Below are 24,916 nucleotides of genomic sequence, written 5' to 3' on the forward strand. Positions count from 1 at the left end.
ATTCCTGAAGGGTCAATAAACAATCAGATGAAAAGAAAGGGTTAATACTTTGGAGGGGATGTTATTTTACCGGATGGCAGCTCGCCATCCGGTATATCACGCTTAGACGTTAATTACTCCCAAACATATCTTTAATCCAACCGGCTACACCGTCGCTGTCTTTCTGCTCTTGCTGAGCAGGTTGCTGTTGCGGCTGTTGCTGCGGCTGAGAAGACTGATCAAACGGATTGCCTGACGGTTGCTGCTGCATCTCACTCTGCTGGCACAGCGATTGCGGATCGCTGGTCCAGACCGGCAAGACACGCATACCACCGCTGCAAACAAAGTTGCCGTCGTAGTCCACGCCCATATCTGCAATATCTTCTGGCGGAACAAGATTCAGCGGCGTTGGCGTCTGGTTAGCCAGATAACGCTGATAAATCGACATTGCCCCGCTGGCACCATACAGTTTGGTCGGCTGGTTGTTATCACGGCCGACCCAGGTGATGGTCACCGTGCTCCCATCAATGCCCGCAAACCAGGTATCTACGTTATTGTTGGTAGTCCCTGTTTTCCCTGCCAGATGCAGGTTCGGGTATTTCGCCCCAAGCTGACGACCCGTACCGCGTTGTACAACCTGCTGCATGGTCCATAGTGTCAGATACGCCGCCTGCGCCGGAACAGCGCGTTCCGCCTGCGGGAAGCTCTGATACAACACCTTGCCGTCTTCTGCGATGACTGAACGTAGCGCGGAAAGCGGAGCACGATTACCACCGCTGGCGATAGTCTGGAAGGCCTGCGCCACTTCGATTGGCGTTAAGTTCAACGCCCCCAACAACATTGCTGGAACTGGATTCAGTTGATCTTTCGGCACACCCAGTTTAATCCAGGTCTCCGTAACCGCAGGTAACCCCAACGCCATGCCCAGATTCACCGTCGGCACGTTCATCGAACGGGTCAACGCATCTACCAGCATCACCCTGCCACTTTCGCTATAACGACGATCATCGTTCTGCGGTGACCAGACCTGGCCATTCGGCTGACGCAGCGCGATTGGCGCATCGGCAATCCACGTATTTAAACGATATATTTTCGGCTGGCTTAAGGCCGTTAGATAAGTCGCTGGTTTTGCAAGGGAACCAATCGAACGACGCGCCTGCATCGCACGATTGTAGCCCGCAAACTGCGGCTCAGAACCACCGACCATCGCACGAACTTCACCGCTAAAGCGGTCAACAACCACAATCGCGGTTTCAAGATCGCTCAACTTACGCTGTTTCTTCAGTGCCGGAATGCCTTCCACGGCGGCTTTTTCTGCCGCGTCCTGGGCCACCGAGTCAAAGGTAGTGAAGATCTTCACGCCGGAGAGATCTTTTACCTTATCGCCTAATTTCGCCTGCAGCTCCTGACGCACCAGCTGCATAAAGGCTGGCTGAGGAGAGATCACCCCACCGCGCGGCTGAACACCCAGCGGACGCGCACTCAGCATGTCGTAGAGTTCTTGATCAATAATTTGTTGCTGTTGCAGCAAACGTAGTACCAGGTTACGTCGCTCCAGCGCCAGTTTCGGGTTACGCCACGGGTTGTAGATGGACGCCCCTTTCACCATACCCACCAACAGCGCCTGCTGATCGAGGCTCAATTCTTCTACCGGGCGACCAAAGTAATACAAGCTCGCCAGCGGGAAGCCGCGAATTTCGTTGTCGCCGCTCTGACCGAGATACACCTCGTTCATATACAGCTCAAGAATACGGTCTTTGCTGTAACGCGCGTCCATGATCAGCGCCATGTAGGCTTCGTTCGCTTTACGCCAGTAAGAACGCTCGCTGGAGAGGAACAGGTTTTTAACCAACTGTTGCGTCAGCGTACTCGCCCCCTGCACCGTGCGTCCGGCAGTCAGGTTTGCCAGCACCGCACGTCCGATTGAGTAGAGACTGATCCCATCATGTTCGTAGAAATGACGGTCTTCTGTCGCCAGCAAAGTATCCACCAGCAAATCCGGGAAACCACTGCGCGGCACAAACAGACGCTGCTCACCGTTTGGCGAAGAAATCATGGTGATCAGGCGCGGATCAAGACGGAAGAAACCGAACTGACGGTTGTTCTCCATATTGACGATCGTCGCCAGATGATCGCCATCAAAGGTCAGACGCGCGCGCACCTGCCCTTCTTTGCTGTCCGGGAAATCAAACGGACGGCGGATCATCTCAATGCTGTTGGCCTGTACGGTAAACTCGCCAGGACGGGTCATTTTCGACACCTGGCGATACTGGGTCGCCTCCAGCAGCTTCACCATCTCGTTCTTGCTGATGGTCATGTCTGGCTCAAGGTTGACCATTCGGCCATAAACTGCCGCGGGCAATTGCCAGACCTTGCCATCAATACGGCTACGAATTTTTTGATCGAGATAAACGCCGTAAATGGCGATCAGCACGGCAAAAACGATAGCCAGTTTTAGCAGCAGCCATAGCCAGCCGCGTTTGCCACGAGGCTTACGCCCTTTGCCTTTGCCCTTACCTTTGCGCGGCATCGGTTCTTCATCCTCATAGTCATCATAATCGTCGTAATCATCGTCATCTTCGTAACGACGACGGCTTACCTTTTGTTTGACCGGACGCGTCGGTTTCCCTTTGCGTCCAATTGGCTCGCGGTCATTCCCGGCCATGCTTTTTCTCCGCAATATTCAGGCGCAAAAGCCCGATTTTCTGTTCTTCTGTTGCAAGACAGAAGAAGATATCTCTCAAATTTGCTTTGGTCTTCACGAATACTTTTTCGTTCGTCGCGTCGGTGCGGTGTTTGCCGGGTCGTCCGGCCAGACATGTTTGGGATAACGCCCTTTCATCTCTTTTTGCACCTCACGGTACGCTCCTTTCCAGAAGGCGCTCAAATCACGCGTGATTTGCAGCGGCCTTTGGGCAGGGGAAAGCAACTCCAGCACCAACGGTACGCGCCCCTGGGCGATAGTCGGATTAGTGGCCTCACCAAACATCTCCTGCATTCTCACCGCCAGCGCGGGCGGGTTATCTTCATGGTAACGAATGGCGATCCGGCTTCCCGTCGGCACAGTGTAATGCGCAGGCAATTCACTATCCAGACGTTGCTGCATTACCCAATCAAGTAATCCACGCAGTGCCTGATAAATATCGAGTGATTTCAGGCCGCGTAGCGAATGTACGCCTGTCATATGCGGCAGTAGCCACGTTTCCAGCGTCGCCAACAAACTTTCATCATCAACCGCTGGCCAGTCATATTCCGGCAACCACTTTGCGGCGCATAACAAACGCAAGCGTAGCTGTTCCGCTTCCGCCGTCCAGTTGAGCACGCTTAAACCTTTATCACGAATGCCGTTAAGCATCGCCTGATGCAACTCGTCTTCCGAGGGTTTCGCCAGCGGTTGCACTTTAACCATCAACTGACCAATTTGCAGCCGACGCCAGGCTTTCAGCGTACCTTGCGCGTCATCCCACTCCACAGTGTCAGACTGCTGTACCAGCTGCGGGCAGCGTTGTACTAACTCATCAATATCGACCGGCAGCGCCAGTAAAATCCGCGCATCCGGCGAGGCGCTGCCCTGCAATAATAACGGTGCGATCAACCATTCGTGGCGGCTTAGCGCATCGTCGGCATCGAGCATCGCCCCCATGCCGTTCGCCAGTTGATAGCGTTCATCTTGCCCACGGCGACGAGCAATGCGATCGGCATACGCTCTGGCAAGTAGCGGCGCGATAAGCGAACTGTCTGCCTCACCGCCGCGTACGTTTAAGCGTTTTAACAGTTGCTGACTACGTTGCTGCCAGGCGGGTTGATTGCGCGAAAACGCCACGCCCAGGTCACTATTGCCCATCCGTGGCGGCTCTTCGAGAATGGCGGCAATTTTTGCCGCGGTAGCAGCTTCGTCGTCGTTCTTCGCGCTAACCAGCATTGCCGCTAAACGCGGATCGTGACCCAGCGTTGCCATTTTTTGCCCTTGCGCACTAAGCCGTTCACCGTCCAGCGCCCCCAGCATCCGTAACAGGCGTTTCGCGGCCAGTAGATTCACCGTTGGCGGTTGATCCAGCCAGCTCATCTGCGCCGGATCGCTGCATCCCCATTGCAGTAATTCCATCAGCAAACCGGAAAGATCGCTTTGTAATATTTCCGGTTCACTTTGCGCGGCAGCGCGTTCTGCTTGTTCTTTGGCGATTAAATGCAGGCAGATACCCGGCTCCAGACGCCCGGCACGCCCGGCACGTTGCGTCATCGACGCCTGACTAACGCGTTGAGTAATCAACCGCGTAAGCCCTGTACGCGGATCAAAACGCGCCACCCTTTCCTGGGCACAATCCACCACCAGACGAATACCTTCGATGGTTAAACTTGTTTCAGCAATATTGGTCGCCAGCACCACTTTACGCATCCCTTGCGGTGCCGGGAGGATCGCTTTTCGCTGATCGTTCAGCGACAACGCGCCATACAGCGGGCAGAGCAACACATCACTGCCGATGCGTGAAGTCAGTTGTTCCTGCACACGCTGAATTTCTCCGACGCCAGGTAAAAATAACAGTAATGATCCACTTTCCTGACGCAGCATTTCGGCGGTGGCAACCGCGACGGCTTCGTCAAAACGCTGATGAGCGGGCAGCGGCAAATAACGGCGTTCAACCGGAAACGAGCGCCCTTCTGAGATGACGACGGGCGCTTCTGGCAGCATTTGCTGCAAGCGGTCGTTGTCCAGCGTAGCCGACATAATCAGCAGTTTAAGGTCATCACGCAGACCTTGTTGCACATCGAGTAACAGCGCCAACGCCAAATCCGCCTGCAAGCTGCGCTCATGAAATTCATCAAGGATCACCAATCCAACACCGCTCAGTTCCGGGTCACGCTGGATCATCCGCGTCAGCACGCCTTCGGTAACCACTTCCAGGCGGGTATTCGGCCCGACGCAGTTTTGCGCACGCATCCGGTAGCCAACGGTATCGCCTGGCTTTTCGTTAAGCAGCTCCGCCAGTCGTTGCGCAACGTTACGCGCCGCCAGACGACGCGGCTCCAGCAGGATAATTTTCCCGTTAATGCCGGGATGCGCCAGCAGTTGCAGCGGCAGCCAGGTTGATTTCCCGGCCCCGGTCGGCGCACTTAATAACACCTGCGATGCACCATCGAGGGCAGCAAGTAACTCAGGTAAGACGGCAGCAACGGGCAACGACGACACAAAACGCTCCAGAGGGTTAACATTCTTCGCGCCACATTGTAGCATCGCGGTAATTCATAACCGAGTGCCTCACATGTCTGAACCGCAACGGCTGTTCTTTGCTATCGACTTACCTGCAGAAATCCGCGAACAGATTATCCACTGGCGCGCCACACACTTCCCACCTGAGGCGGGACGTCCGGTCGCCGCCGATAATTTGCATCTGACTCTGGCATTTTTAGGCGAAGTGAGCGCAGAGAAAGAGAAGGCGCTTTCTCTTTTAGCCGGACGGATTCGTCAACCTGGTTTCACACTCACGCTTGATGACGCCGGTCAATGGCTGCGTTCGCGTGTGGTGTGGTTAGGGATGCGACAGCCACCACGCGGCTTAATCCAGCTGGCGAATATGCTCCGTTCACAGGCTGCCCGCAGCGGTTGTTTTCAAAGCAATCGTCCGTTTCATCCACATATTACCTTATTGCGCGACGCCAGCGAGGCGGTGACAATCCCGCCGCCAGGTTTTAACTGGTCGTATACGGTGACGGAGTTCACCCTTTACGCCTCCTCGTTTGCCCGTGGACGCACACGCTACACGCCGCTAAAACGCTGGGCGCTAACGCAATAACAAGGATTGTCGCAATGGAATTTTCTCCCCCTCTACAGCGCGCGACGCTAATTCAGCGTTACAAACGTTTTTTAGCCGATGTGATCACACCCGATGGTCGCGAATTAACGCTACACTGCCCGAATACGGGTGCGATGACCGGTTGTGCAACGCCTGGCGATACCGTCTGGTATTCGACTTCAGACAACACCAAACGGAAATACCCACACACCTGGGAATTAACTCAAAGCCAGAGCGGCGCAATTATTTGCGTCAATACGCTTTGGGCTAACAGGTTGACGAAAGAGGCTATCCTTAATGAATCAATTTCAGAGCTGTCAGGCTATAGCTCGCTGAAAAGCGAAGTAAAATACGGCGCCGAACGCAGCCGTATTGACTTTATGTTGCAGGCGGATTCGCGTCCAGACTGCTATATTGAAGTGAAATCGGTTACGTTAGCGGAGAACGAACAGGGATATTTTCCCGATGCGGTCACTGAACGAGGTCAGAAACACCTTCGGGAGTTGATGAGCGTAGCGGCTGAAGGCCAGCGTGCGGTTATCTTTTTCGCCGTGCTGCATTCAGCCATTACACGGTTTTCACCCGCGCGCCACATCGATGAGAAATACGCGCAACTATTGTCAGAAGCTCAACAGAGGGGGGTAGAAATTCTGGCTTACAAAGCGGAACTTTCTGCCAAAGGCATGGCTCTTAAAAAATCACTACCGGTTACATTGTAGTAGAGTAAGTAACTGGTTAATTTACATTCTGGTCGCGTGCGCAAATACGCTTTTCCTCACACAGTTGTCAAGTGTTACGTTTAGATAATTGCTATCCGGAAAAGCATCTGCTATTTATAGCGGCCTCATTTTTCCCCCGAACATGGGGATCGATAGTGCGTGTTAAGGAGAAGCAACATGCAAGAAGGGCAAAACCGTAAAACATCGTCCCTGAGTATTCTCGCCATCGCTGGGGTGGAACCATATCAGGAGAAGCCGGGCGAAGAGTATATGAATGAAGCCCAGCTGGCGCACTTCCGTCGTATTCTGGAAGCATGGCGTAATCAACTCAGGGATGAAGTCGATCGCACCGTTACACATATGCAGGATGAAGCAGCCAACTTCCCGGACCCGGTAGACCGTGCAGCCCAGGAAGAAGAGTTCAGCCTCGAACTGCGTAACCGCGATCGCGAGCGTAAGCTGATCAAAAAGATCGAGAAGACGCTGAAAAAAGTGGAAGACGAAGATTTCGGCTACTGCGAATCCTGCGGTGTTGAAATCGGTATTCGCCGTCTGGAAGCGCGCCCGACAGCCGATCTGTGCATCGACTGCAAAACGCTGGCTGAAATTCGCGAAAAACAGATGGCTGGCTAATTACAGCCGTTCCATCACGTTTACCACAGGCGGGAAATGCTCCCGCCTTATTTTTTGTTCAAAGAGATGACAGACACACACTATATTGGTCGCTTCGCCCCCTCTCCTTCCGGCGAGCTTCATTTTGGCTCTCTGATTGCTGCGCTTGGCAGCTATTTGCAGGCTCGCGCCCGGCAAGGTCGCTGGCTGGTACGCATTGAAGATATCGACCCGCCTCGTGAAGTTCCCGGTGCCGCAGAAACTATCCTGCGCCAGCTGGAACATTACGGCCTGTACTGGGACGGCGACGTTCTCTGGCAATCGCAACGTCACCACGCCTATCGCGAAGCACTCGCCTGGTTACATGAGCAAGGACTAAGTTATTACTGCACCTGCACGCGTGCGCGTATTCAAAGCATTGGCGGTATTTACGACGGTCATTGCCGGGATTTGCATCATGGACCAGACAACGCCGCAGTACGTATCCGCCAGCAGCATCCGGTCACCCAGTTTACTGATCTGCTGCGAGGCATTATTCACGCCGACGAAAAACTGGCACGGGAAGATTTTATTATTCATCGCCGTGATGGTTTGTTTGCCTATAACCTGGCGGTGGTGGTGGATGATCACTTCCAGGGCGTGAGCGAAATTGTCCGCGGGGCAGATTTGATCGAACCGACTGTGCGGCAAATCTCGCTGTACCAGCTTTTTGGCTGGAAAGTGCCAGATTACATCCATTTACCGCTGGCGCTTAATCCACAAGGCGCTAAACTTTCCAAGCAGAATCATGCGCCTGCGTTGCCGAAAGGCGATCCGCGCCCGGTGTTAATCGCGGCACTTCATTTTCTGGGTCAGCAGGTAGAAACACACTGGCAGGATTTCAGCGTCGAGCAAATCCTTCAGTCAGCCGTCAAAAACTGGACGCTGACCGCCGTGCCTGAGTCGGCAATTGTAAATTCAACATTCTCAAATGCGTCATGCTGAGCTATGATTAGCCGCTATTTTTTTGTCCTGAATGATGTTTGACACTACCGAGGTGTACTATTTTTACCCGAGTCGCTAATTTTTGCCGCAAGGTGCTAAGCCGCGAGGAAAGCGAGGCTGAACAGGCAGTCGCCCGTCCACAGGTGACGGTGATCCCGCGTGAGCAGCATGCTATTTCCCGCAAAGATATCAGTGAAAATGCCCTGAAGGTAATGTACAGGCTCAATAAAGCGGGATACGAAGCCTGGCTGGTTGGCGGCGGCGTGCGCGACCTGTTACTTGGCAAAAAGCCGAAAGATTTTGACGTGACCACCAACGCCACGCCAGAGCAGGTGCGCAAACTGTTCCGTAACTGCCGCCTGGTGGGTCGCCGTTTCCGTCTGGCTCATGTGATGTTTGGCCCGGAGATTATCGAAGTTGCGACCTTCCGTGGACATCACGAAGGTAACGTCAGCGACCGCACGACCTCCCAACGCGGGCAAAACGGTATGTTGCTGCGCGACAACATTTTCGGCTCCATCGAAGAAGACGCCCAGCGCCGCGATTTCACTATCAACAGCCTGTATTACAGCGTGGCAGATTTTACCGTCCGTGATTACGTTGGCGGCATGAAGGATCTGAAAGACGGCGTTATCCGTCTGATTGGTAACCCGGAAACGCGCTACCGTGAAGATCCGGTACGTATGCTCCGCGCGGTACGTTTTGCCGCCAAATTGGGCATGCGCATCAGCCCGGAAACCGCCGAGCCGATCCCACGCCTGGCAACCTTACTGAACGATATCCCACCGGCACGTCTGTTTGAAGAATCGCTGAAACTGTTGCAAGCGGGCTACGGTTACGAAACTTATAAGCTGCTGTGTGAATATCATCTGTTCCAGCCGCTGTTCCCGACCATTACCCGCTACTTCACGGAAAATGGCGACAGCCCGATGGAACGCATTATTGAGCAGGTACTGAAGAATACCGATACGCGTATCCATAACGATATGCGCGTGAACCCGGCGTTCCTGTTTGCCGCCATGTTCTGGTATCCACTGCTGGAGACGGCACAGAAGATCGCCCAGGAGAGCGGCCTGACCTATCACGACGCTTTCGCACTGGCGATGAACGACGTGCTGGACGAAGCCTGCCGTTCACTGGCGATCCCGAAACGGCTGACCACGCTAACCCGCGATATCTGGCAGTTGCAGTTGCGTATGTCCCGTCGTCAGGGTAAACGCGCATGGAAACTGCTGGAGCATCCTAAGTTCCGTGCGGCATACGACCTGTTGGCCTTACGAGCCGAAGTTGAGCGTAACGCTGAACTGCAACGTCTGGTGAAATGGTGGGGTGAGTTCCAGGTTTCCGCGCCGCCAGACCAAAAAGGGATGCTTAACGAACTGGATGAAGAACCGTCACCGCGTCGTCGTACTCGTCGTCCACGCAAACGCGCACCGCGTCGTGAGGGTACCGCATGACAGTGGCGTATATTGCCATAGGCAGCAATCTGGCCTCTCCGCTGGAGCAGGTCAATGCTGCCCTGAAAGCATTAGGCGATATTCCAGAAAGCCGCATTCTTGCCGTTTCTTCGTTTTACCGCACCCCACCGCTGGGGCCGCAAGATCAACCCGATTACTTAAATGCAGCCGTCGCGCTGAAAACCACTCTTGCCCCTGAAGAGCTACTCAATCACACACAGCGTATCGAATTGCAGCAAGGTCGCGTCCGTAAAGCTGAACGCTGGGGACCGCGCACGCTGGATCTCGACATCATGCTGTTTGGTAATGAAGTAATAAATACCGAACGTCTGACCGTTCCGCACTACGATATGAAAAATCGCGGCTTTATGCTGTGGCCACTGTTTGAAATTGCGCCGGAATTGGTATTTCCTGATGGCTTATCATTAGTTGAAGCTCTACAGGCAAAAGGCTTTAATGAATTAGATAAGTGGTAATTATTTTTTGCATGAATATAAATATATTCCGAAAATAATCTCGAGCTATTGCAAATAATAATATATTTAAGATAAATAAAAACACAGAAAATATAATATACCTTCCCGAAATTCTAATTCCATACACCACTCCCTTAATTTTTTAAAGTTAATTTTACTAATTTTCATATTTAGTAAAATTAAATTGCATATGTCATGGCATTATGCAAAATAGCTGTCCCAATGATGAATGAATGTAATACTTAGTAAAAAACAAACAAACATCATTAACAAAGTAACGTTCAGTTACATGGCATTGCATCAAAATCTCATCATCATGCAATGCTGTTATCTGCTTTATGGAATATTACTCAAGGATTTTTATGTCTAAAAAATTAGGTTTTGCGCTGTCCGGTATTATGTTGGCAATGGCTGCTGGTACTGCATTTGCTGCTAACGATATGGACGGCGGTCAATTAAATATTAGCGGTCTGGTCGTTGATAACACTTGTGAAGCTCGTGTTGATGGCGGTAACAAAGACGGTCTGATCCTGCTGCAAACCGCTACTGTTGCTGAAATTACTGATGGTGTACTGGATACCACTGTAGGCGCTAAAGCTAAACCATTCAGCATTACTATTGACTGCAGCAAAGCTAACCCGGCTCCGGGTACTACTGCAAAAATGACCTTCGGTTCTGTTTTCTTTGGTAACAGCAAAGGAACACTGAACAACGACATGTCTATTAACACCCCGTCTGACGGCGTAAATATCGCTCTGCACAATATTGAAGGTTCTACTATTAAACAGGTTCAGGTCAATAATCCGGGTGATGTTTACAGCAAAACTCTGGATTCAACGTCTAAATCTGCAACCTACGATTTTAAAGCATCCTATGTTCGTGCGGATGCAAGCAAAGCAGCTACTGCCGGTTATGTAAAAACCAACTCAGCATATACCATTACTTACCAGTAAATATCAACCGCTTAAATTGATCGGGTGAATATATACAGGGAATAACATCAAATATTTTTACTTTTGATAATTATTCCCTGTTTTAATTAATTCTGTAAGGAATGGTTTATGTTTTTTAATACTAAACATACCGCAGCATTGTGCTTAGCGAGCTGTATGGCTTTTAGCTCATCAGCTATTGCAGACATCGTAATTTCAGGTACACGCGTAGTTTATAAAAGCGAACAAAAAAGCGTCAATGTACGTCTGGAAAATAAAGGCAATAACCCATTGCTGGTTCAGAGTTGGTTAGATACTGGAGATGATAACGCTGAACCAGGCAGTATTACTGTCCCCTTTACCGCTACGCCGCCAGTATCACGTATTGATGCTAAACGTGGCCAAACAATCAAACTGATGTACACCGCCAGCAGTGCTCTGCCAAAAGACAGAGAAAGTGTGTTCTGGTTTAACGTACTGGAAGTACCTCCAAAACCAGATGCAGCAAAAGCAGCAAATCAAAGCCTGCTACAACTGGCATTTCGCACACGTATAAAACTGTTCTATCGCCCGGAAGGATTGAGTGGAATTTCATCTGATGCACCATTGGCTCTGAAGTGGTCCTGGGCAACATCTGAAGGCAAAGCAGCATTACGCGTTGATAACCCTACACCCTACTATGTCTCTTTTAGCAGTGGTGATTTAGAAGCCAACGGCAAACGCTACCCCCTGGATATGACAATGATTGCGCCGTTCAGTAACGACGTCATCAAGGTAAATGGGATGAGTGGCAGAACAAGCTCTGCAAAAGTGCATTTTTTCGCCATTAATGATTTTGGTGGATCTATTGAAGGCAACGCCAACCTTTAATCTGGCAAGGATATAACACAGCAGGAAGCAGAACGTGACTATTAAATCTACTAATCACCTTACCCACATCGCCACGTTTTGCGCTCTGCTGTATAGCAATAGTGCTTTATGCGCTGAACTCGTCGAATATGACCATACATTTCTGATGGGAAAGGATGCTTCAAATATCGACCTTAGTCGGTATACAGAAGGCAACCCGACACTACCTGGCATTTACGATGTCAGTGTGTATGTTAACGATCAACCCATCATGAGCCAAAGCATTGCTTTTACTGTTATTGAAGGTAAAAAGAACGCTCAGGCCTGCATTACGCAGAAAAATTTATTGCAATTTCATATCAGTTCACCAGACAAGAATAGCGAAAAAGCCATTTTGCTTAAGCGAGACGACGATCTTGGTGATTGCCTCAATCTGGCTGAAATGATCCCTCAATCATCCATTCGTTACGATGTTAACGATCAACGCCTGGATATCGACGTCCCCCAGGCATGGATTATGAAGAATTATCAAAACTATGTTGATCCCTCTTTGTGGGAAAATGGCATTAATGCAGCCATGCTTTCCTACAACCTCAACGGATATCACAGTGAAAGTCCAGGCAGAACAAATGACAGTATCTACGCGGCATTCAACGGTGGGATAAACTTAGGTGCCTGGCGGTTACGTGCCTCGGGTAACTACAACTGGATGACCAATGTCCATAGCGATTACGATTTTCAGAATCGCTATTTACAACGCGATCTTGCGTCACTACGTTCACAACTGGTTATTGGTGAATCTTACACGACCGGCGAGACCTTCGATTCAGTCAGCATTCGCGGTATTCGTTTATACAGTGACAGTCGAATGCTGCCTCCGGTATTAGCCAGTTTTGCGCCAATCATTCATGGCGTAGCGAATACCAATGCCAAAGTAACCGTTATGCAAAATGGTTATAAGATCTATGAAACGACGGTGCCGCCAGGAGCTTTTGCCATTGACGATCTTAGCCCGTCAGGTTATGGCAGCGATCTCATTGTGACTATCGAAGAAGCTGATGGCACAAAACGGACGTTCTCCCAGCCATTTTCATCTGTTGTGCAAATGCTGCGCCCTGGCGTTGGTCGCTGGGATATTAGCGCCGGTCAGGTTTTAAAAGACAGTATCCAGGATGAGCCTAATTTATTTCAAGCCAGCTACTACTATGGTTTGAATAACTACCTGACAGGATATACCGGTATTCAGCTAACTGATAATAACTATACCGCCGGATTGCTGGGGCTTGGTATGAATACCCCCGTGGGGGCTTTTTCTGTCGATGTTACTCACTCAAATGTCAGCATTCCGGACGATAAAACCTATCAAGGACAAAGCTACCGTATTTCCTGGAACAAGTTATTTGAAAATACCAGTACATCATTAAATATCGCGGCCTATCGCTACTCCACCCAGCATTATCTGGGCCTCAATGATGCGCTGACGCTGATTGATGAAGTAGAACATCCTGAGCAAGATCTTGAGCCTAAATCCATGCGCAATTACTCGCGCATGAAAAATCAGGTCACGGTCAGTATCAACCAACCGCTGAAATTTGAGAAAAAGGATTACGGTTCATTTTATCTCTCTGGAAGCTGGTCAGATTACTGGGCCTCCGGGCAAAACAGTACTAATTACTCTATTGGTTATAGCAATAGTGCGTCCTGGGGCAGTTACAGTATCAGTGCTCAACGTTCGTTGAATGAAGATGGTCAAACCGACGATAGCATTTATCTCAGCTTCACAATTCCAATAGAAAATTTACTGGGTACGGAACACCGCAGCTCCGGCTTCCAGAGTATTGATACACAATTAAACAGCGACTTTAAGGGTAATAACCAACTCAATATCAGCAGTAGTGGTTACAGCGATACCAATCGCATCAGCTACAGCGTAAACACGGGTTATATGATGAATAAATCCAGTGATGATTTGAGTTATATCGGCGGTTATGCCAGTTATGAATCGCCGTGGGGAACGCTGTCAGGTTCAGCCTCAGCAAGCAGTGATAATAGTCGCCAATTCTCACTCAATACTGATGGTGGATTTGTGTTACATAGCGGCGGGCTGACGTTCAGTAATGACAGTTTTAGTGATTCCGACACTCTGGCTGTCATTCAGGCGCCAGGAGCAAAAGGCGCTCGTATTAACTACGGAAACAGCACCGTAGACCGCTGGGGTTATGGTGTGACCAGCGCCCTTTCGCCATACCATGAAAATCGTATCGCACTGGACATTAACGATCTGGAAAACGATGTTGAATTGAAAAGCACCAGTACTGTCGCCGTCCCGCGCCAGGGAGCCGTCGTCTTTGCTGATTTTGAAACAGTTCAGGGACAATCGGCAATTATGAACATCGTGCGAAGCGATGGTAAAAATATTCCATTTGCAGCGGATATTTATGATGAGCAAAACAATATCATCGGCAACGTAGGTCAGGGTGGTCAGGCCTTTGTTCGCGGTATCGGGCAGGAAGGAAATATACGAATTACCTGGATTGAAGAGGGCAAACCGGTCAGTTGTTTTGCTCATTATCAACAAAACACGACATCAGAAAAAATAGCACAATCTATTATTCTGAACGGACTTCGTTGTCAGATACAGTAACCACAAGGGACTTCCAATGATAAAAATCACACCACATAAAATAACAATACTCATGGGACTATTGTTATCGCCTTCGGTATTTGCAACGGATGTTAATGTCGATTTTACCGCTACCGTGAAAGCAACAACCTGTAATATTACACTTACCGGAACTAATGTTACTGATAATGGAAATGATAAGTACACCTTAGTTATTCCCTCGATGGGAATGGATAAAATAGCCAATAAAACAGCACAATCTGAAGCTAACTTCAAATTGGTCGCCAATGGATGCAGCAGTGGAATTAGCTGGATTGATACAACCCTGACAGGAAATCAATCAGGAAGTTCACCCGCGCTAATTATCCCCCTGGCCAGTGATACAACCTCCACTACAAGCTATATCGGAATGGGATTTAAAAGGAAGGCGACCTCAGGCGATACATTTCTGAAACCCAATAGCACAGAATACATACGCTGGAGTGCATCAGAAATTAGCACCGATGGACTTGAGATGACTGTCGCACTGCGTGAAACAAGTGTAGGGCAAGGTGTTCCAGGCAAGTTTCGCGCACTGGCAACTTTTAACTTCAGCTATCAATAACAAGGATGACAATGATGATATTAAAAAAATTATGTTATGGATTATCGGGTAGTCTATTTCTGGCTTCATCACTGTTTACCATTCCTTCGCATGCAGCCACTGACAGTATTGGCCTGACTGTTACTACAGACATAGAAATGGGTACCTGTACATCAATGTTGACTGATGACGGTACAGCTAAACTGTCCACCATCAATTTCGGTGATGTATATATTTCTGAAATTAATGCCGAAACTAAAATTAAAACCTTCAAATTACAATTCAAAGACTGTGCGGGGATTCCCGGGAAAAAGGCCAAAATAAAATTGACTACACGAGCATTATGTGAAGGTAATTCTAATAATGGTCCAGGATTTGCTAACGCATCAACGGCAACAGCAAAAGCAGCGGCGGTCGCCGTTGAGGTCTGGAGCACATCTACGCCAGGTAAAAACGGCGCTAAACAATTCAGTTGTGTCACCCCCGCAACAGCAGAAGTCAGTATTGCTAATGCGACGGGCAGCAATGTTGTCGATTACCCAATGAGTGCGGTGTTGGTGGTCGCAAAAGATAAAACTGTCACAAATGTCACTGCGGGTGATTTCACTGCCCCGGCAACATTCACCGTGACTTATAACTAACAGGCAGACTGATTCAGGAACTAAATATGCGTCCCACTCAACGTAATCTGATGAAAAAATCAATTCTGATTCTGTCGTTGCTATTCAGCGCCACTTCCCCTGTGGTTGCAGGACAGGATGTTGACATTGTTGCAAATATAAAAAATAACACCTGCCAAAGTGGAATCAGCAACAACGGGAATATTGATTTAGGTGTCGTTGGCGTGGGCGATTTTACCGGAAACATTTCAGCCGAAAATTATCACCCCGGTGGAAAAGAGTTCACTATTACAGTACAGGACTGCACACTTCAGGGCACAGGGAATGTGTTAAATCAGTTACATATTAATTTTCGCGCACTTAGTGGCGTAATGGCGACAGGTTCCAGTCAAATATTCGCTAATGAAGACAACGCCGGGGCTAAAAATGTTGGGGTAGTTATATTTTCTATTCAGGACCCGGCAAATACCTTCAACGTTCTTAGTGCCACTGGTAGCTCACGTTCCGTTTATCCGGTCATGTCATCAGCACTAAATAATTCATCCTGGAAATTTAGCACCCGAATGCAAAAAATCGATCCAGCGCTGAATGTCACCTCTGGCCCACTGATAAGCCATGTGTTAGTGGATATTTACTACGAATAACAGACAAAGTGCTGCAAGCATTATCTTGCAGCATGACAATGGAGTAAAAATGAAGATATTCTTCAGATACTTTCTTTTTTTAGCACTGTGCTCTTGTTGTTATACAGCAAGTGCCGGTACCGATGATCACGTCGGCTATGTTGTTGGGAATAATTACGGTGTTGGTCCATCAGGCCAAAAATGGCGAGAGACAGGTCCTAATGGAGATGTTACCGTCAAATTCCGGTATGGCTCAGTCACCAATAATTTAGTTTTTTATAAACCAACCCAACTTGGCCCAACCGGGGTGTCATTAAAATGGGCGCAGTTAGATTCCGCTTCAGGTGGAGGTTTCCTTTACTGTAACAGGAGTGGTAGCACAAGCGGCGGGCCAATGCATATTGAAAATAAAATGGTTGATTCCGGTAAAAGTTATGGCGGACATAAACTCTTTAAGACATCTGTTCCAGGCCTGTATTACACGTTAGCAATATCAAACATTTGGTCAACATATACATATACTGATATCAACCCATCAGGCATGTATATTGGCGATTCTACGAGCCAATCTTTTAACTGGCGTGGCGAAAGCGAGCAAACACTATATTGGTCTTGCAACAATGCGAATACAAAAAATAAATATTGGGCCGTTGGCGGCGTTATGCAAACGCTCACGATTGAATTTTATACCGATACCGACTTTAACCCGACAACGAATCAACGGGTAACATTATCCAGAACAGATAATTACCTCTACTCATTCAAAGCATATGGTGCTGGCATTGGTATCAATGACTACAGCTATTTTCTTAAAATAGACTTTGACCTGACAGATATCGTATTAACAAACCCTACCTGTTTTACTGCGGCGCTTAGTGGCCCATCGGTAAGTGGTTCAACGGTTAAAATGGGTGATTATAGCCCTGCACAAATAAAAAATGGCGCAACAGCGGTTTCTTTTGATATCACGCTACAGAACTGTATTCGTGTTCGCAATATAGAAACAAAACTCAAGTCAAACAAGGTGGGTAGTGTAAGCAAAGAACTTCTGGCTAACACACTCACAGGAAATGACGCAGCAAAAGGCGTTGGTGTACTGATTGAAGGTTTAAAAAACACTAAAAGTGCACAAATGGTACTGAAACCAAATGATGCAACGTCTATTTATAAAGATTATGAAACAGAAGATGACACTACTGGAGGGATTTTCCCGGATCAAGGCAACGGGACCTCACAACCTCTTCATTTCCAGGCTACATTAAAACAAGACGGTAATATTGCTATAGAACCGGGGGATTTTAAAGCCACCAGCACTTTTCAGGTTACCTACCCCTGATAACACTATTGCACCGCCAGACAACGGCGGTGCGATACGGATAAATCATTGCCCCCACCAATGTGACTGATAAAATGCGAGACAGCACAACATCATTTATCAGGATACGCTATGAAACCAACCACGATTGCTTCATTGCAGAAATGCAAGCAGGACAAAAAACGTTTCGCAACCATCACCGCTTACGACTATAGCTTCGCAAAACTGTTTGCCGAAGAAGGACTTAACGTCATGCTGGTCGGCGATTCACTGGGCATGACGGTTCAGGGGCATGACTCCACGCTACCGGTTACCGTTGCCGATATCGCCTATCACACCGCCGCTGTGCGTCGCGGCGCGCCAAACTGCCTTCTGCTGGCTGACCTGCCATTTATGGCGTATGCCACGCCGGAACAAGCCTTTGAAAACGCCGCAACGGTAATGCGTGCCGGAGCCAACATGGTCAAAATTGAAGGCGGTGAGTGGCTGGTGGAAACCGTACAAATGCTGACCGAACGTGCCGTTCCAGTTTGTGGTCATTTAGGCCTAACCCCACAGTCAGTGAATATTTTCGGTGGCTACAAAGTCCAGGGGCGCGGCGATGAAGCGGGCGATCGACTGCTCAGCGATGCATTAGCCTTAGAAGCTGCTGGGGCACAACTGCTGGTACTGGAGTGCGTGCCGGTTGAACTGGCAAAACGCATTACCGAAGCACTGGCGATCCCGGTTATCGGTATTGGCGCAGGCAACGTCACTGACGGGCAAATCCTCGTGATGCACGACGCGTTCGGCATTACCGGCGGTCATATTCCTAAATTCGCCAAAAATTTCCTCGCCGAAACGGGCGACATCCGCGCGGCTGTGCGGCAGTATATGGCTGAAGTGGAGTCCGGCGTTTACCCGGGCGAAGAACACAGTTTCCATTAAGGAGTGACGTTGTGTTAATTATCGAAACCCTGCCGCTGCTGCGTCAGCAAATCCGCCGCCTGCGTATGGAAGGTAAGCGCGTGGCGCTGGTGCCCACCATGGGTAACCTGCACGACGGCCATATGAAGCTGGTCGACGAAGCCAAAGCCCGCGCCGATGTGGTCGTCGTCAGTATTTTCGTTAACCCAATGCAGTTTGACCGCCCGGAAGATCTGGCACGTTATCCACGGACCTTGCAAGAGGACTGCGAAAAGCTGAACAAACGTAAAGTGGATTTAGTTTTCGCGCCTTCGGTAAAAGAGATCTACCCGAACGGTACTGAAACCCACACCTATGTTGATGTTCCCGGTCTTTCCACCATGCTGGAAGGTGCCAGCCGTCCGGGACATTTTCGCGGCGTTTCGACTATTGTCAGCAAGCTGTTCAATCTGGTCCAGCCGGACATCGCCTGCTTCGGTGAAAAAGATTTTCAGCAACTGGCGCTGATCCACAAAATGGTTGCTGATATGGGCTTTGATATTGAGATTGTCGGTGTGCCGATTATGCGCGCGAAAGACGGTCTGGCGCTCAGTTCCCGTAACGGCTATCTGACGGCGGAACAACGCAAAATTGCGCCCGGTCTGTACAAGGTTTTAAGTTCGATTGCCGATAAATTACAGGCTGGTGAACGGGATCTCGATGAAATTATTGCTATTGCCGGGCAAGAACTGAATGAAAAAGGCTTCCGCGCCGATGATATTCAGATTCGCGATGCCGACACATTGCTGGAGGTCTCTGAAAACAGCAAACGCGCAGTGATTCTGGTAGCCGCCTGGCTTGGCGATGCTCGCCTGATCGACAACAAACTAGTCGAACTGGCGTAATGCTTAACTGGCGCTACGGCTGATGGCGCCAGTTATTCATTGCCACGTTATCTGTAGGCAATTATTCATATCGTAGACAACTTAGTTAGAGTTAATTAGCTTATCAATCTCTGCAAGAGATAAAGCTGTCACCTCTGCAACGTCTTCCCGAGACATTCCTTTACTCAGAAGACGCTGGGCCAGTCTTACCTTCTGGAGTCCCTCTTTATATCCCTTCTGAAATCCCTTCTCTTCAAACCACTGCGCCAACGTCTGCCTGGTTTCTCTCCGTGTCTTTATTTCCATATGTTCCCTTAATTATCTGGTCAGTTAACAATAACAATTATCTGGCTATAACTGATAATGCAGATAACTTAGCTAATCAGCTTATCAACCTCAGCAAGAGGTAAATTTGCCATCTCTGCAACGTCTTCCCGAGACATCCCTTTACTCAGAAAACGCAGGGCGTATTCCTGTCTTACTTCCTGTCTAACCTCTTGTATTACCTCCTGTCTTACCTCCTGTCTTACCTCCTGCCTTTCCTCCTGTCTTCCCTTCTCTTCAAACCACTGCGCCAGCGTCATCATAGACTCCCCTCCCGTTTCCCTGTCTCTCAGCACACCATAAAACAAATCCGCTTGTTCAGTATGACCGCGTTGCAGCATATAGTTTTGCATGGCAACTAACTGACTTCCGCTAGTGTACCCTTCGTCAATCAGCGTGACCAGTTGCTCCAGCAATAACATTAAGTCGCGCTGGCGAATATGTTTTTGCAGCAGTTCGAGAATCGCAATCCGCCGATGTTGCATGATTTCGTCATCCGGTGTGATAGTGATATCCACCAGCGGGAAAGGACTGTTATAGACGCGTCGCGCCAGTTCCGGTGAGTAAAACATATCAAACCAGCACATTGATAGCGGATAAGGTGTGGCCTCGCCCTGATAAAACAGAATTGGCACCACCAGCGGCAGCTTATCGTGGTCAGCCTCCAGATGCCGGTGCATGGCAGCAATAGAATAACGCATCATGCGAAAGGCCATTTTCTTATCCGGCTTGCTTTGATGTTCAATCACAACATGCAAATAACCGGGGTTGCCCTGCATTTGCACGGAATAAAGCACGTCAGTGCTGTGCCCTTTCAGGCTTTCTTCAATAAAACTCCCCGACTCAAGATGCAGCGTGTCGAGGTCACACAGTTCGCGTAGCTCCGCTGGCAAATGGATATCCAGAAAGTCGCGAGCCGTTTCCGCATGCATTAAAAATTGTTTAAACACCGCATCATGCGGTGTGGTACTCGGTGCATCCATCTTCCCTGCCTTCCGTGTGGTCTTGCGTGAAGGCAGTATCCAGTCAAGGTGTGCCGTCGTCAGCCGCCTCTTTAGTGTTTACCGAGCAGTGTTCAGATAAATTTCAATTGGTTACAGGCGTTACATGGCACGCTTCGGCACGGTACGCAAACTGCTGCTGCAAATGCCGTCAGATGAGTAGACACTAAACAAAAATCGGGCAATACTGCGTGAGAATTTCCTCAAAGCAGGCATCGCCTGCTTCGTTAACGACAGGGTAGAAAGGTAGAAGTTATGATTCGCACGATGCTGCAGGGCAAACTCCACCGCGTGAAAGTGACTCATGCGGACCTGCACTATGAAGGTTCTTGCGCCATTGATCAGGATTTTCTTGACGCAGCCGGTATTCTCGAAAACGAAGCCATTGATATCTGGAATGTCACCAACGGCAAGCGTTTCTCCACCTATGCCATCGCGGCAGAACGCGGTTCGAGAATTATTTCTGTTAACGGTGCGGCGGCCCACTGCGCCAGCGTCGGCGATATTGTCATCATCGCCAGCTTCGTTACCATGCCAGATGAAGAAGCTCGCACCTGGCGACCCAACGTCGCCTATTTTGAAGGCGACAACGAAATGAAACGTACCGCGAAAGCGATTCCGGTACAGGTTGCCTGATTGTTATCCCTGCGGCTGGTTACTCACCAGCCGCGACATCGTCTCCAGCGAATCCGTTCTTAAGATATAAAGTCGTTTTAGTAACAACGGATTATCCCCCGGTTTTACTTTGCCTTTCATGGTCGTCACCGCCAGGTGAAATCCGGCTTCTTTTGCTGCCTTCACGGCTTTGTCATTAAATCCGCCAAATGGATAAGAAAGATACAAAACATGTGGATTAAATTGCGCCAGAGCGCGGCGTGAACGTGCAAAATCAAACAGAATATTGTGCTCACTACGGCTCAGCAATATAGGCCGCCGATAACCATCTATCCGATGCAAAAAATGAGTATGTGACTGGAAATCAAATACATCGCGAATTTCGTTAAGTTCAGAAACGCTCATAAATTGCAGCGATTTTGGGTTCCATTTCTGCGGGTGACGTTTGATGCGCGAGGTAACAATAAACGCCGTCGCCTTCATACCATATTGTTTCAACACAGGATACGCATAGCGGCTCACCGACTTGAGGCCATCATCAAAGGTAATTACCACCGCTCGCGCAGGGAGATTGATCTTATTCTTCACGTAACCTTCCAGCTGCGCCATGCTCAGTGTCGCGTATCCCCTGTCGCGCAGCCAGGCCATCTGGTTATTGAAAGCGCGTACCGAGGTGGTCGTCGAAGTATGGCGAAAACGGGTGTTTTCTTCGTCGCGCAAAATATGGTGATAGGTTAGCACTGGCAGGCCATTATCGGGTTGGGCATCCAGCGCGCTGATATAGGCCAGTCGATCGCCAATACGGATCTGATACCAGGTTTGATTTAACCTGTCTTTCAGTTTATGCAAAATCGGGTAGCGCAAATTGTCCGCCAGTACTCCAAATGGCGCACTGCCCACACTCGGCGCGTTATAAACCGGCGTATCTTTCCAGGTTATTAAGTTCTGATTACTCAGCGGCTTGTTGAGGTCACCCAAACCATCTTCAACTTTTTGTCGCCCCTGAACCGGCTCGAGATGGCCTTTATCGATAAACCCTTTACCAAAGCCAAAATTAAATACGTAATAACTTGCGGCAGTGGGCTCCACGGCAATGATTTGTCCGGCCCGAATATTCCCTACCGTCACCATTTTGTCGCCAATTTGCGCCCAGACCGCGGCATTTTCGATGGTTTGCATATAACGGGCAGGTAACGCGGCACTGACACTTGCGGTAAACAGCATCAGCAGGAGAATAACAGCTTGTTTGTACATGAAAAAATAACCGAGGGTGAAACAACGCTTTTATTGTAGCAAAAGCGTCATCAGAATCGCGGGTTAATACTCATACAAATTATGTTTGAGGACGAAAGGCGGATTTTTTTGTTGTTGGTGCCAAAGACTACTCACCTCCGGCGCACCCAGTTCGACAATATGCTCGCGAAACGCTGAACTGGTCATGGTTTCACGGCAAGCCATCATCTGTTCAATTAACGGTAACGTGACACCAGAAATCACTTCGCAACGGGAGTGTTTGTGGCTTAATAATGAAGCCACGCGGTACGGTGGCGCTCCGGCTATATCGGTTAAAAAGATAACGCCCTCACCAGAGTCCGTTTCATGCAAGGCATCGCACATCATGCGGCTGAGCATATTAGAGCTTAATCCGCGCCAGAAATTCACGGCCCGGCACTGAAGAAGTGCCCCATGTTTTTTCTCCAGCGCATCCAGTAGCTCTTGCGCCCGGTCATCGTGACAGGTAATTACCCAACCTAACATCGCCTTCCTCCTTAGCCGAAAATCAGTCTACCCTGACCATTGTTGATAAAGGGTGATAGCCGTCAAAACTCCTCTCCCCCAAATCCAGAGGAGAGGAAATAGCCTTAGCTACGCAAACCACGTCCACGTTGGATCAGCGACCAACAGATCAAATAAAACGCCACAATAAAGACCACCAGTACGCCAAAGGTAGTGACCAGCGGAACATCATTGATACCGAGGAAGCCGTAGCGGAAACCACTGATCATATAAACGATTGGGTTCAGGTGCGACAGCCCTTGCCAGAACGGCGGCAACAAAGTCAGGGAGTAAAACACCCCGCCCAAATACGTGAGTGGCGTTAACACAAAGGTTGGCACCAGGCTGATGTCATCGAACGTTTTGGCAAACACGCCGTTCAGCAAACCCGCAAGGGAGAATAGCACCGCAGTGAGCACCAGGGTTAAGGCAACGAATACCCACGAATGCACCTGAAACGGCACAAAAAACAGTGAAATTGCCGTCACCAAAATACCAACAAACAGACCACGCGCCACGCCACCACCGACATATCCGGCAATAATGACATGAGTCGGAACCGGCGCTACCAGCAGCTCTTCAATATTACGCTGGAACTTGGCACCAAAAAATGATGACGCGACGTTAGCGTAGGCGTTGGTGATCACCGACATCATGATCAGCCCCGGTACGATGAACTGCATGTAGCTGAAGCCATGCATATCGCCAATACGCGAACCAATCAGGTTACCGAAGATAATAAAGTAAAGGGTCATGGTGATGACTGGCGGCACCAGCGTCTGCACCCAGATACGCATAAAGCGATGGATCTCTTTCGCCCAGATGCTTTTTAGCGCCACCCAGTAAAGATGCATCATGTGCGATCTCCTTGTTTTTCATTAACCAGTGAAACAAACAGCTCTTCCAGACGGTTAGCTTTGTTACGCATACTTAATACCTGAATGCCCTGCTCACTTAACTGCGTAAATACGCTGTTGATGCCCTGCTCACGCAGCACTTCAACTTCCAGCGTGGCGGTATCTACCAGTCGATACTGATAGCCATCGAGCTTCGGTAACGGACTTTTCGGTGCGAGATCGAGAATAAAGGTTTCTGATTTCAGCTTCGCCAGCAGCGCCTTCATCGAAGTATTTTCCACCAACTCACCGTGTTGAATAATGCCGATATTGCGGCACAGCATTTCTGCTTCTTCCAGGTAGTGTGTGGTGAGAATGATGGTGGTGCCTTTGTCGTTTAAATCCTTCAAAAAGCCCCACATTGAGCGGCGAAGTTCAATATCCACGCCTGCGGTCGGTTCGTCGAGAATCAGTAGTTTAGGTTCATGCATTAACGCACGGGCAATCATTAAACGGCGCTTCATCCCGCCAGATAACATACGCGCACGTTCGTTGCGTTTTCCCCATAGATCGAGTTGTTTAAGATACTTTTCGCTGCGAATGTACGCTTCTTTGCGCTCCACACCGTAGTACCCTGCCTGATTCACCACAATTTGCTGCACGGTTTCAAACGGGTTGAAGTTAAATTCCTGTGGCACCAGACCCAACTGACGTTTAGCGTTTACGACATCTTTCTCGAGATCGTAACCAAATACGCTGACCCGCCCGGAGGTTTTATTTACCAGAGAGCTGATAATACCGATAGTGGTCGATTTTCCGGCCCCGTTCGGCCCGAGAAGCGCATAAAAATCACCCGCTTCGACCTGCAAATCGATTCCACGAAGCGCCTGAACGCCGCCTGGATAGGTTTTTTTAAGCTGTTGAAGTTCCAGTGCAATGGTCATAAATTTTTACTTACCTTACGTTCTTACACTTTATCTGTGGTTTAAATCGTCCCGGAGTTGCCCTATATTAGCCAAACGTAATTATTT

24 protein-coding genes are annotated in these 24,916 nt (G+C 49.2%); 16 read left to right on the top strand and 8 right to left on the bottom strand.

From position 1 onward, the window contains the following. Window positions 1-109 precede the first annotated feature (109 nt). The gene (gene mrcB, locus ACJHYO_RS19085; protein WP_000918171.1) at window positions 110-2,644 is read right to left on the bottom strand and encodes a bifunctional glycosyl transferase/transpeptidase; all 2,535 of its coding nucleotides are present in this window, start codon (window positions 2,642-2,644) and stop codon (window positions 110-112) included. A gap of 93 nt (window positions 2,645-2,737) precedes the next feature. After that, window positions 2,738-5,167, bottom strand: coding sequence for an ATP-dependent helicase HrpB (gene hrpB, locus ACJHYO_RS19090; RefSeq protein ID WP_085455684.1), 2,430 nt, complete (start codon window positions 5,165-5,167; stop codon window positions 2,738-2,740). 73 nt (window positions 5,168-5,240) lie between these two features. Here hrpB and thpR point away from each other — a divergent pair, with 73 nt between their 5' ends. From thpR to panC, 15 genes are all read left to right on the top strand, one after another. Next, window positions 5,241-5,771 carry an RNA 2',3'-cyclic phosphodiesterase gene (thpR, locus tag ACJHYO_RS19095; protein ID WP_001294702.1) on the top strand — a complete coding sequence of 177 codons (531 nt, stop codon included), beginning with the start codon at window positions 5,241-5,243 and terminating at the stop codon, window positions 5,769-5,771. Between the two features lie 14 nt (window positions 5,772-5,785). Further along, the gene (gene sfsA, locus ACJHYO_RS19100; protein WP_000396051.1) at window positions 5,786-6,490 is read left to right on the top strand and encodes a DNA/RNA nuclease SfsA; all 705 of its coding nucleotides are present in this window, start codon (window positions 5,786-5,788) and stop codon (window positions 6,488-6,490) included. A gap of 177 nt (window positions 6,491-6,667) precedes the next feature. Beyond that, entirely contained in the window at window positions 6,668-7,123 is a 456-nt protein-coding gene (gene dksA, locus ACJHYO_RS19105; RefSeq protein WP_001155227.1) for an RNA polymerase-binding protein DksA, read from the top strand. 66 nt (window positions 7,124-7,189) lie between these two features. Next, window positions 7,190-8,086: a tRNA glutamyl-Q(34) synthetase GluQRS gene (gluQRS, locus tag ACJHYO_RS19110; RefSeq protein WP_011076177.1), complete on the top strand. Its 897-nt coding sequence runs from the start codon at window positions 7,190-7,192 to the stop codon at window positions 8,084-8,086. 59 nt (window positions 8,087-8,145) lie between these two features. Further along, complete coding sequence (gene pcnB / locus ACJHYO_RS19115) at window positions 8,146-9,543, top strand: polynucleotide adenylyltransferase PcnB (protein ID WP_010723084.1); 1,398 nt, start codon at window positions 8,146-8,148, stop codon at window positions 9,541-9,543. Continuing rightward, window positions 9,540-10,019: a 2-amino-4-hydroxy-6-hydroxymethyldihydropteridine diphosphokinase gene (gene folK / locus ACJHYO_RS19120; protein ID WP_000215151.1), complete on the top strand. Its 480-nt coding sequence runs from the start codon at window positions 9,540-9,542 to the stop codon at window positions 10,017-10,019. The genes pcnB and folK overlap by 4 nt, the downstream gene beginning before the upstream one ends. A gap of 362 nt (window positions 10,020-10,381) precedes the next feature. Beyond that, window positions 10,382-10,972, top strand: coding sequence for a fimbrial protein (locus tag ACJHYO_RS19125; protein ID WP_001314434.1), 591 nt, complete (start codon window positions 10,382-10,384; stop codon window positions 10,970-10,972). A gap of 108 nt (window positions 10,973-11,080) precedes the next feature. Beyond that, the gene (locus tag ACJHYO_RS19130) at window positions 11,081-11,821 is read left to right on the top strand and encodes a fimbrial chaperone (RefSeq protein WP_000465919.1); all 741 of its coding nucleotides are present in this window, start codon (window positions 11,081-11,083) and stop codon (window positions 11,819-11,821) included. 34 nt (window positions 11,822-11,855) lie between these two features. Continuing rightward, a complete protein-coding gene (locus ACJHYO_RS19135; protein WP_000153320.1) occupies window positions 11,856-14,444 on the top strand; it encodes an outer membrane usher protein in 2,589 nt (862 codons plus the stop codon). 16 nt (window positions 14,445-14,460) lie between these two features. Beyond that, window positions 14,461-15,027, top strand: a complete 567-nt coding sequence (locus ACJHYO_RS19140) for a fimbrial protein (RefSeq protein WP_000591068.1) — start codon at window positions 14,461-14,463, stop codon at window positions 15,025-15,027. 11 nt (window positions 15,028-15,038) lie between these two features. Continuing rightward, window positions 15,039-15,647 carry a fimbrial-like protein YadL gene (yadL, locus tag ACJHYO_RS19145; RefSeq protein ID WP_001534902.1) on the top strand — a complete coding sequence of 203 codons (609 nt, stop codon included), beginning with the start codon at window positions 15,039-15,041 and terminating at the stop codon, window positions 15,645-15,647. 26 nt (window positions 15,648-15,673) lie between these two features. Further along, window positions 15,674-16,270, top strand: coding sequence for a fimbrial-like protein (locus ACJHYO_RS19150; protein ID WP_001247914.1), 597 nt, complete (start codon window positions 15,674-15,676; stop codon window positions 16,268-16,270). A 25-nt stretch (window positions 16,271-16,295) separates the two neighbouring features. Then, window positions 16,296-17,585, top strand: a complete 1,290-nt coding sequence (locus ACJHYO_RS19155; protein ID WP_071590001.1) for a fimbrial-like adhesin — start codon at window positions 16,296-16,298, stop codon at window positions 17,583-17,585. 111 nt (window positions 17,586-17,696) lie between these two features. After that, complete coding sequence (panB, locus tag ACJHYO_RS19160) at window positions 17,697-18,491, top strand: 3-methyl-2-oxobutanoate hydroxymethyltransferase (RefSeq protein ID WP_000805462.1); 795 nt, start codon at window positions 17,697-17,699, stop codon at window positions 18,489-18,491. Window positions 18,492-18,502: 11 nt separating this feature from the next. After that, on the top strand, window positions 18,503-19,354 hold the full coding sequence (gene panC, locus ACJHYO_RS19165; protein WP_410232545.1) for a pantoate--beta-alanine ligase: 852 nt from the start codon (window positions 18,503-18,505) through the stop codon (window positions 19,352-19,354). An 81-nt stretch (window positions 19,355-19,435) separates the two neighbouring features. Here the strand turns inward: panC and ACJHYO_RS19170 are convergent, their stop codons facing one another. Together ACJHYO_RS19170 and ACJHYO_RS19175 are read right to left on the bottom strand one after the other, a co-directional pair. Beyond that, on the bottom strand, window positions 19,436-19,639 hold the full coding sequence (locus ACJHYO_RS19170; RefSeq protein ID WP_000404125.1) for a hypothetical protein: 204 nt from the start codon (window positions 19,637-19,639) through the stop codon (window positions 19,436-19,438). Window positions 19,640-19,707: 68 nt separating this feature from the next. Beyond that, a complete protein-coding gene (locus ACJHYO_RS19175) occupies window positions 19,708-20,640 on the bottom strand; it encodes an Rpn family recombination-promoting nuclease/putative transposase (protein WP_000339906.1) in 933 nt (310 codons plus the stop codon). A gap of 273 nt (window positions 20,641-20,913) precedes the next feature. On the opposite strand from ACJHYO_RS19175, the gene panD reads away from it, so the two are divergent. Then, window positions 20,914-21,294 carry an aspartate 1-decarboxylase gene (gene panD, locus ACJHYO_RS19180; protein ID WP_000621515.1) on the top strand — a complete coding sequence of 127 codons (381 nt, stop codon included), beginning with the start codon at window positions 20,914-20,916 and terminating at the stop codon, window positions 21,292-21,294. 3 nt (window positions 21,295-21,297) lie between these two features. Here the strand turns inward: panD and ACJHYO_RS19185 are convergent, their stop codons facing one another. The 4 genes from ACJHYO_RS19185 to ACJHYO_RS19200 form a co-directional block, all read right to left on the bottom strand. Beyond that, complete coding sequence (locus ACJHYO_RS19185) at window positions 21,298-22,527, bottom strand: polysaccharide deacetylase family protein (RefSeq protein ID WP_000277933.1); 1,230 nt, start codon at window positions 22,525-22,527, stop codon at window positions 21,298-21,300. A gap of 63 nt (window positions 22,528-22,590) precedes the next feature. Then, window positions 22,591-23,031 carry a PTS sugar transporter subunit IIA gene (locus ACJHYO_RS19190; RefSeq protein ID WP_000902003.1) on the bottom strand — a complete coding sequence of 147 codons (441 nt, stop codon included), beginning with the start codon at window positions 23,029-23,031 and terminating at the stop codon, window positions 22,591-22,593. Between the two features lie 104 nt (window positions 23,032-23,135). Beyond that, entirely contained in the window at window positions 23,136-23,906 is a 771-nt protein-coding gene (locus ACJHYO_RS19195; protein WP_000972203.1) for an ABC transporter permease, read from the bottom strand. After that, on the bottom strand, window positions 23,903-24,829 hold the full coding sequence (locus tag ACJHYO_RS19200) for an ABC transporter ATP-binding protein (protein ID WP_000150638.1): 927 nt from the start codon (window positions 24,827-24,829) through the stop codon (window positions 23,903-23,905). Before ACJHYO_RS19200 ends, ACJHYO_RS19195 begins: the two co-directional genes overlap by 4 nt. Between the last annotated feature and the right edge of the window lie 87 nt (window positions 24,830-24,916).

Origin of the sequence: Escherichia sp. WS1118, assembly GCF_046487695.1 — a bacterium.
Taxonomy (GTDB): domain Bacteria; phylum Pseudomonadota; class Gammaproteobacteria; order Enterobacterales; family Enterobacteriaceae; genus Escherichia; species Escherichia coli.

Bases quoted from the DNA above. Each gene is read 5' to 3' on its own strand.
- ACJHYO_RS19130 (WP_000465919.1), top strand. From the start codon at position 11,081: ATGTTTTTTAATACTAAACATACCGCAGCATTGTGCTTAGCGAGCTGT.
- sfsA (WP_000396051.1), top strand. From the start codon at position 5,786: ATGGAATTTTCTCCCCCTCTACAGCGCGCGACGCTAATTCAGCGTTAC.
- dksA (WP_001155227.1), top strand. From the start codon at position 6,668: ATGCAAGAAGGGCAAAACCGTAAAACATCGTCCCTGAGTATTCTCGCC.
- ACJHYO_RS19175 (WP_000339906.1), bottom strand. From the start codon at position 20,640: ATGGATGCACCGAGTACCACACCGCATGATGCGGTGTTTAAACAATTT.
- ACJHYO_RS19170 (WP_000404125.1), bottom strand. From the start codon at position 19,639: ATGGAAATAAAGACACGGAGAGAAACCAGGCAGACGTTGGCGCAGTGG.
- panB (WP_000805462.1), top strand. From the start codon at position 17,697: ATGAAACCAACCACGATTGCTTCATTGCAGAAATGCAAGCAGGACAAA.
- ACJHYO_RS19190 (WP_000902003.1), bottom strand. From the start codon at position 23,031: ATGTTAGGTTGGGTAATTACCTGTCACGATGACCGGGCGCAAGAGCTA.
- panD (WP_000621515.1), top strand. From the start codon at position 20,914: ATGATTCGCACGATGCTGCAGGGCAAACTCCACCGCGTGAAAGTGACT.
- folK (WP_000215151.1), top strand. From the start codon at position 9,540: ATGACAGTGGCGTATATTGCCATAGGCAGCAATCTGGCCTCTCCGCTG.
- thpR (WP_001294702.1), top strand. From the start codon at position 5,241: ATGTCTGAACCGCAACGGCTGTTCTTTGCTATCGACTTACCTGCAGAA.
- ACJHYO_RS19150 (WP_001247914.1), top strand. From the start codon at position 15,674: ATGCGTCCCACTCAACGTAATCTGATGAAAAAATCAATTCTGATTCTG.
- mrcB (WP_000918171.1), bottom strand. From the start codon at position 2,644: ATGGCCGGGAATGACCGCGAGCCAATTGGACGCAAAGGGAAACCGACG.
- ACJHYO_RS19200 (WP_000150638.1), bottom strand. From the start codon at position 24,829: ATGACCATTGCACTGGAACTTCAACAGCTTAAAAAAACCTATCCAGGC.
- gluQRS (WP_011076177.1), top strand. From the start codon at position 7,190: ATGACAGACACACACTATATTGGTCGCTTCGCCCCCTCTCCTTCCGGC.
- ACJHYO_RS19140 (WP_000591068.1), top strand. From the start codon at position 14,461: ATGATAAAAATCACACCACATAAAATAACAATACTCATGGGACTATTG.
- yadL (WP_001534902.1), top strand. From the start codon at position 15,039: ATGATGATATTAAAAAAATTATGTTATGGATTATCGGGTAGTCTATTT.
- ACJHYO_RS19185 (WP_000277933.1), bottom strand. From the start codon at position 22,527: ATGTACAAACAAGCTGTTATTCTCCTGCTGATGCTGTTTACCGCAAGT.
- ACJHYO_RS19195 (WP_000972203.1), bottom strand. From the start codon at position 23,906: ATGATGCATCTTTACTGGGTGGCGCTAAAAAGCATCTGGGCGAAAGAG.
- ACJHYO_RS19125 (WP_001314434.1), top strand. From the start codon at position 10,382: ATGTCTAAAAAATTAGGTTTTGCGCTGTCCGGTATTATGTTGGCAATG.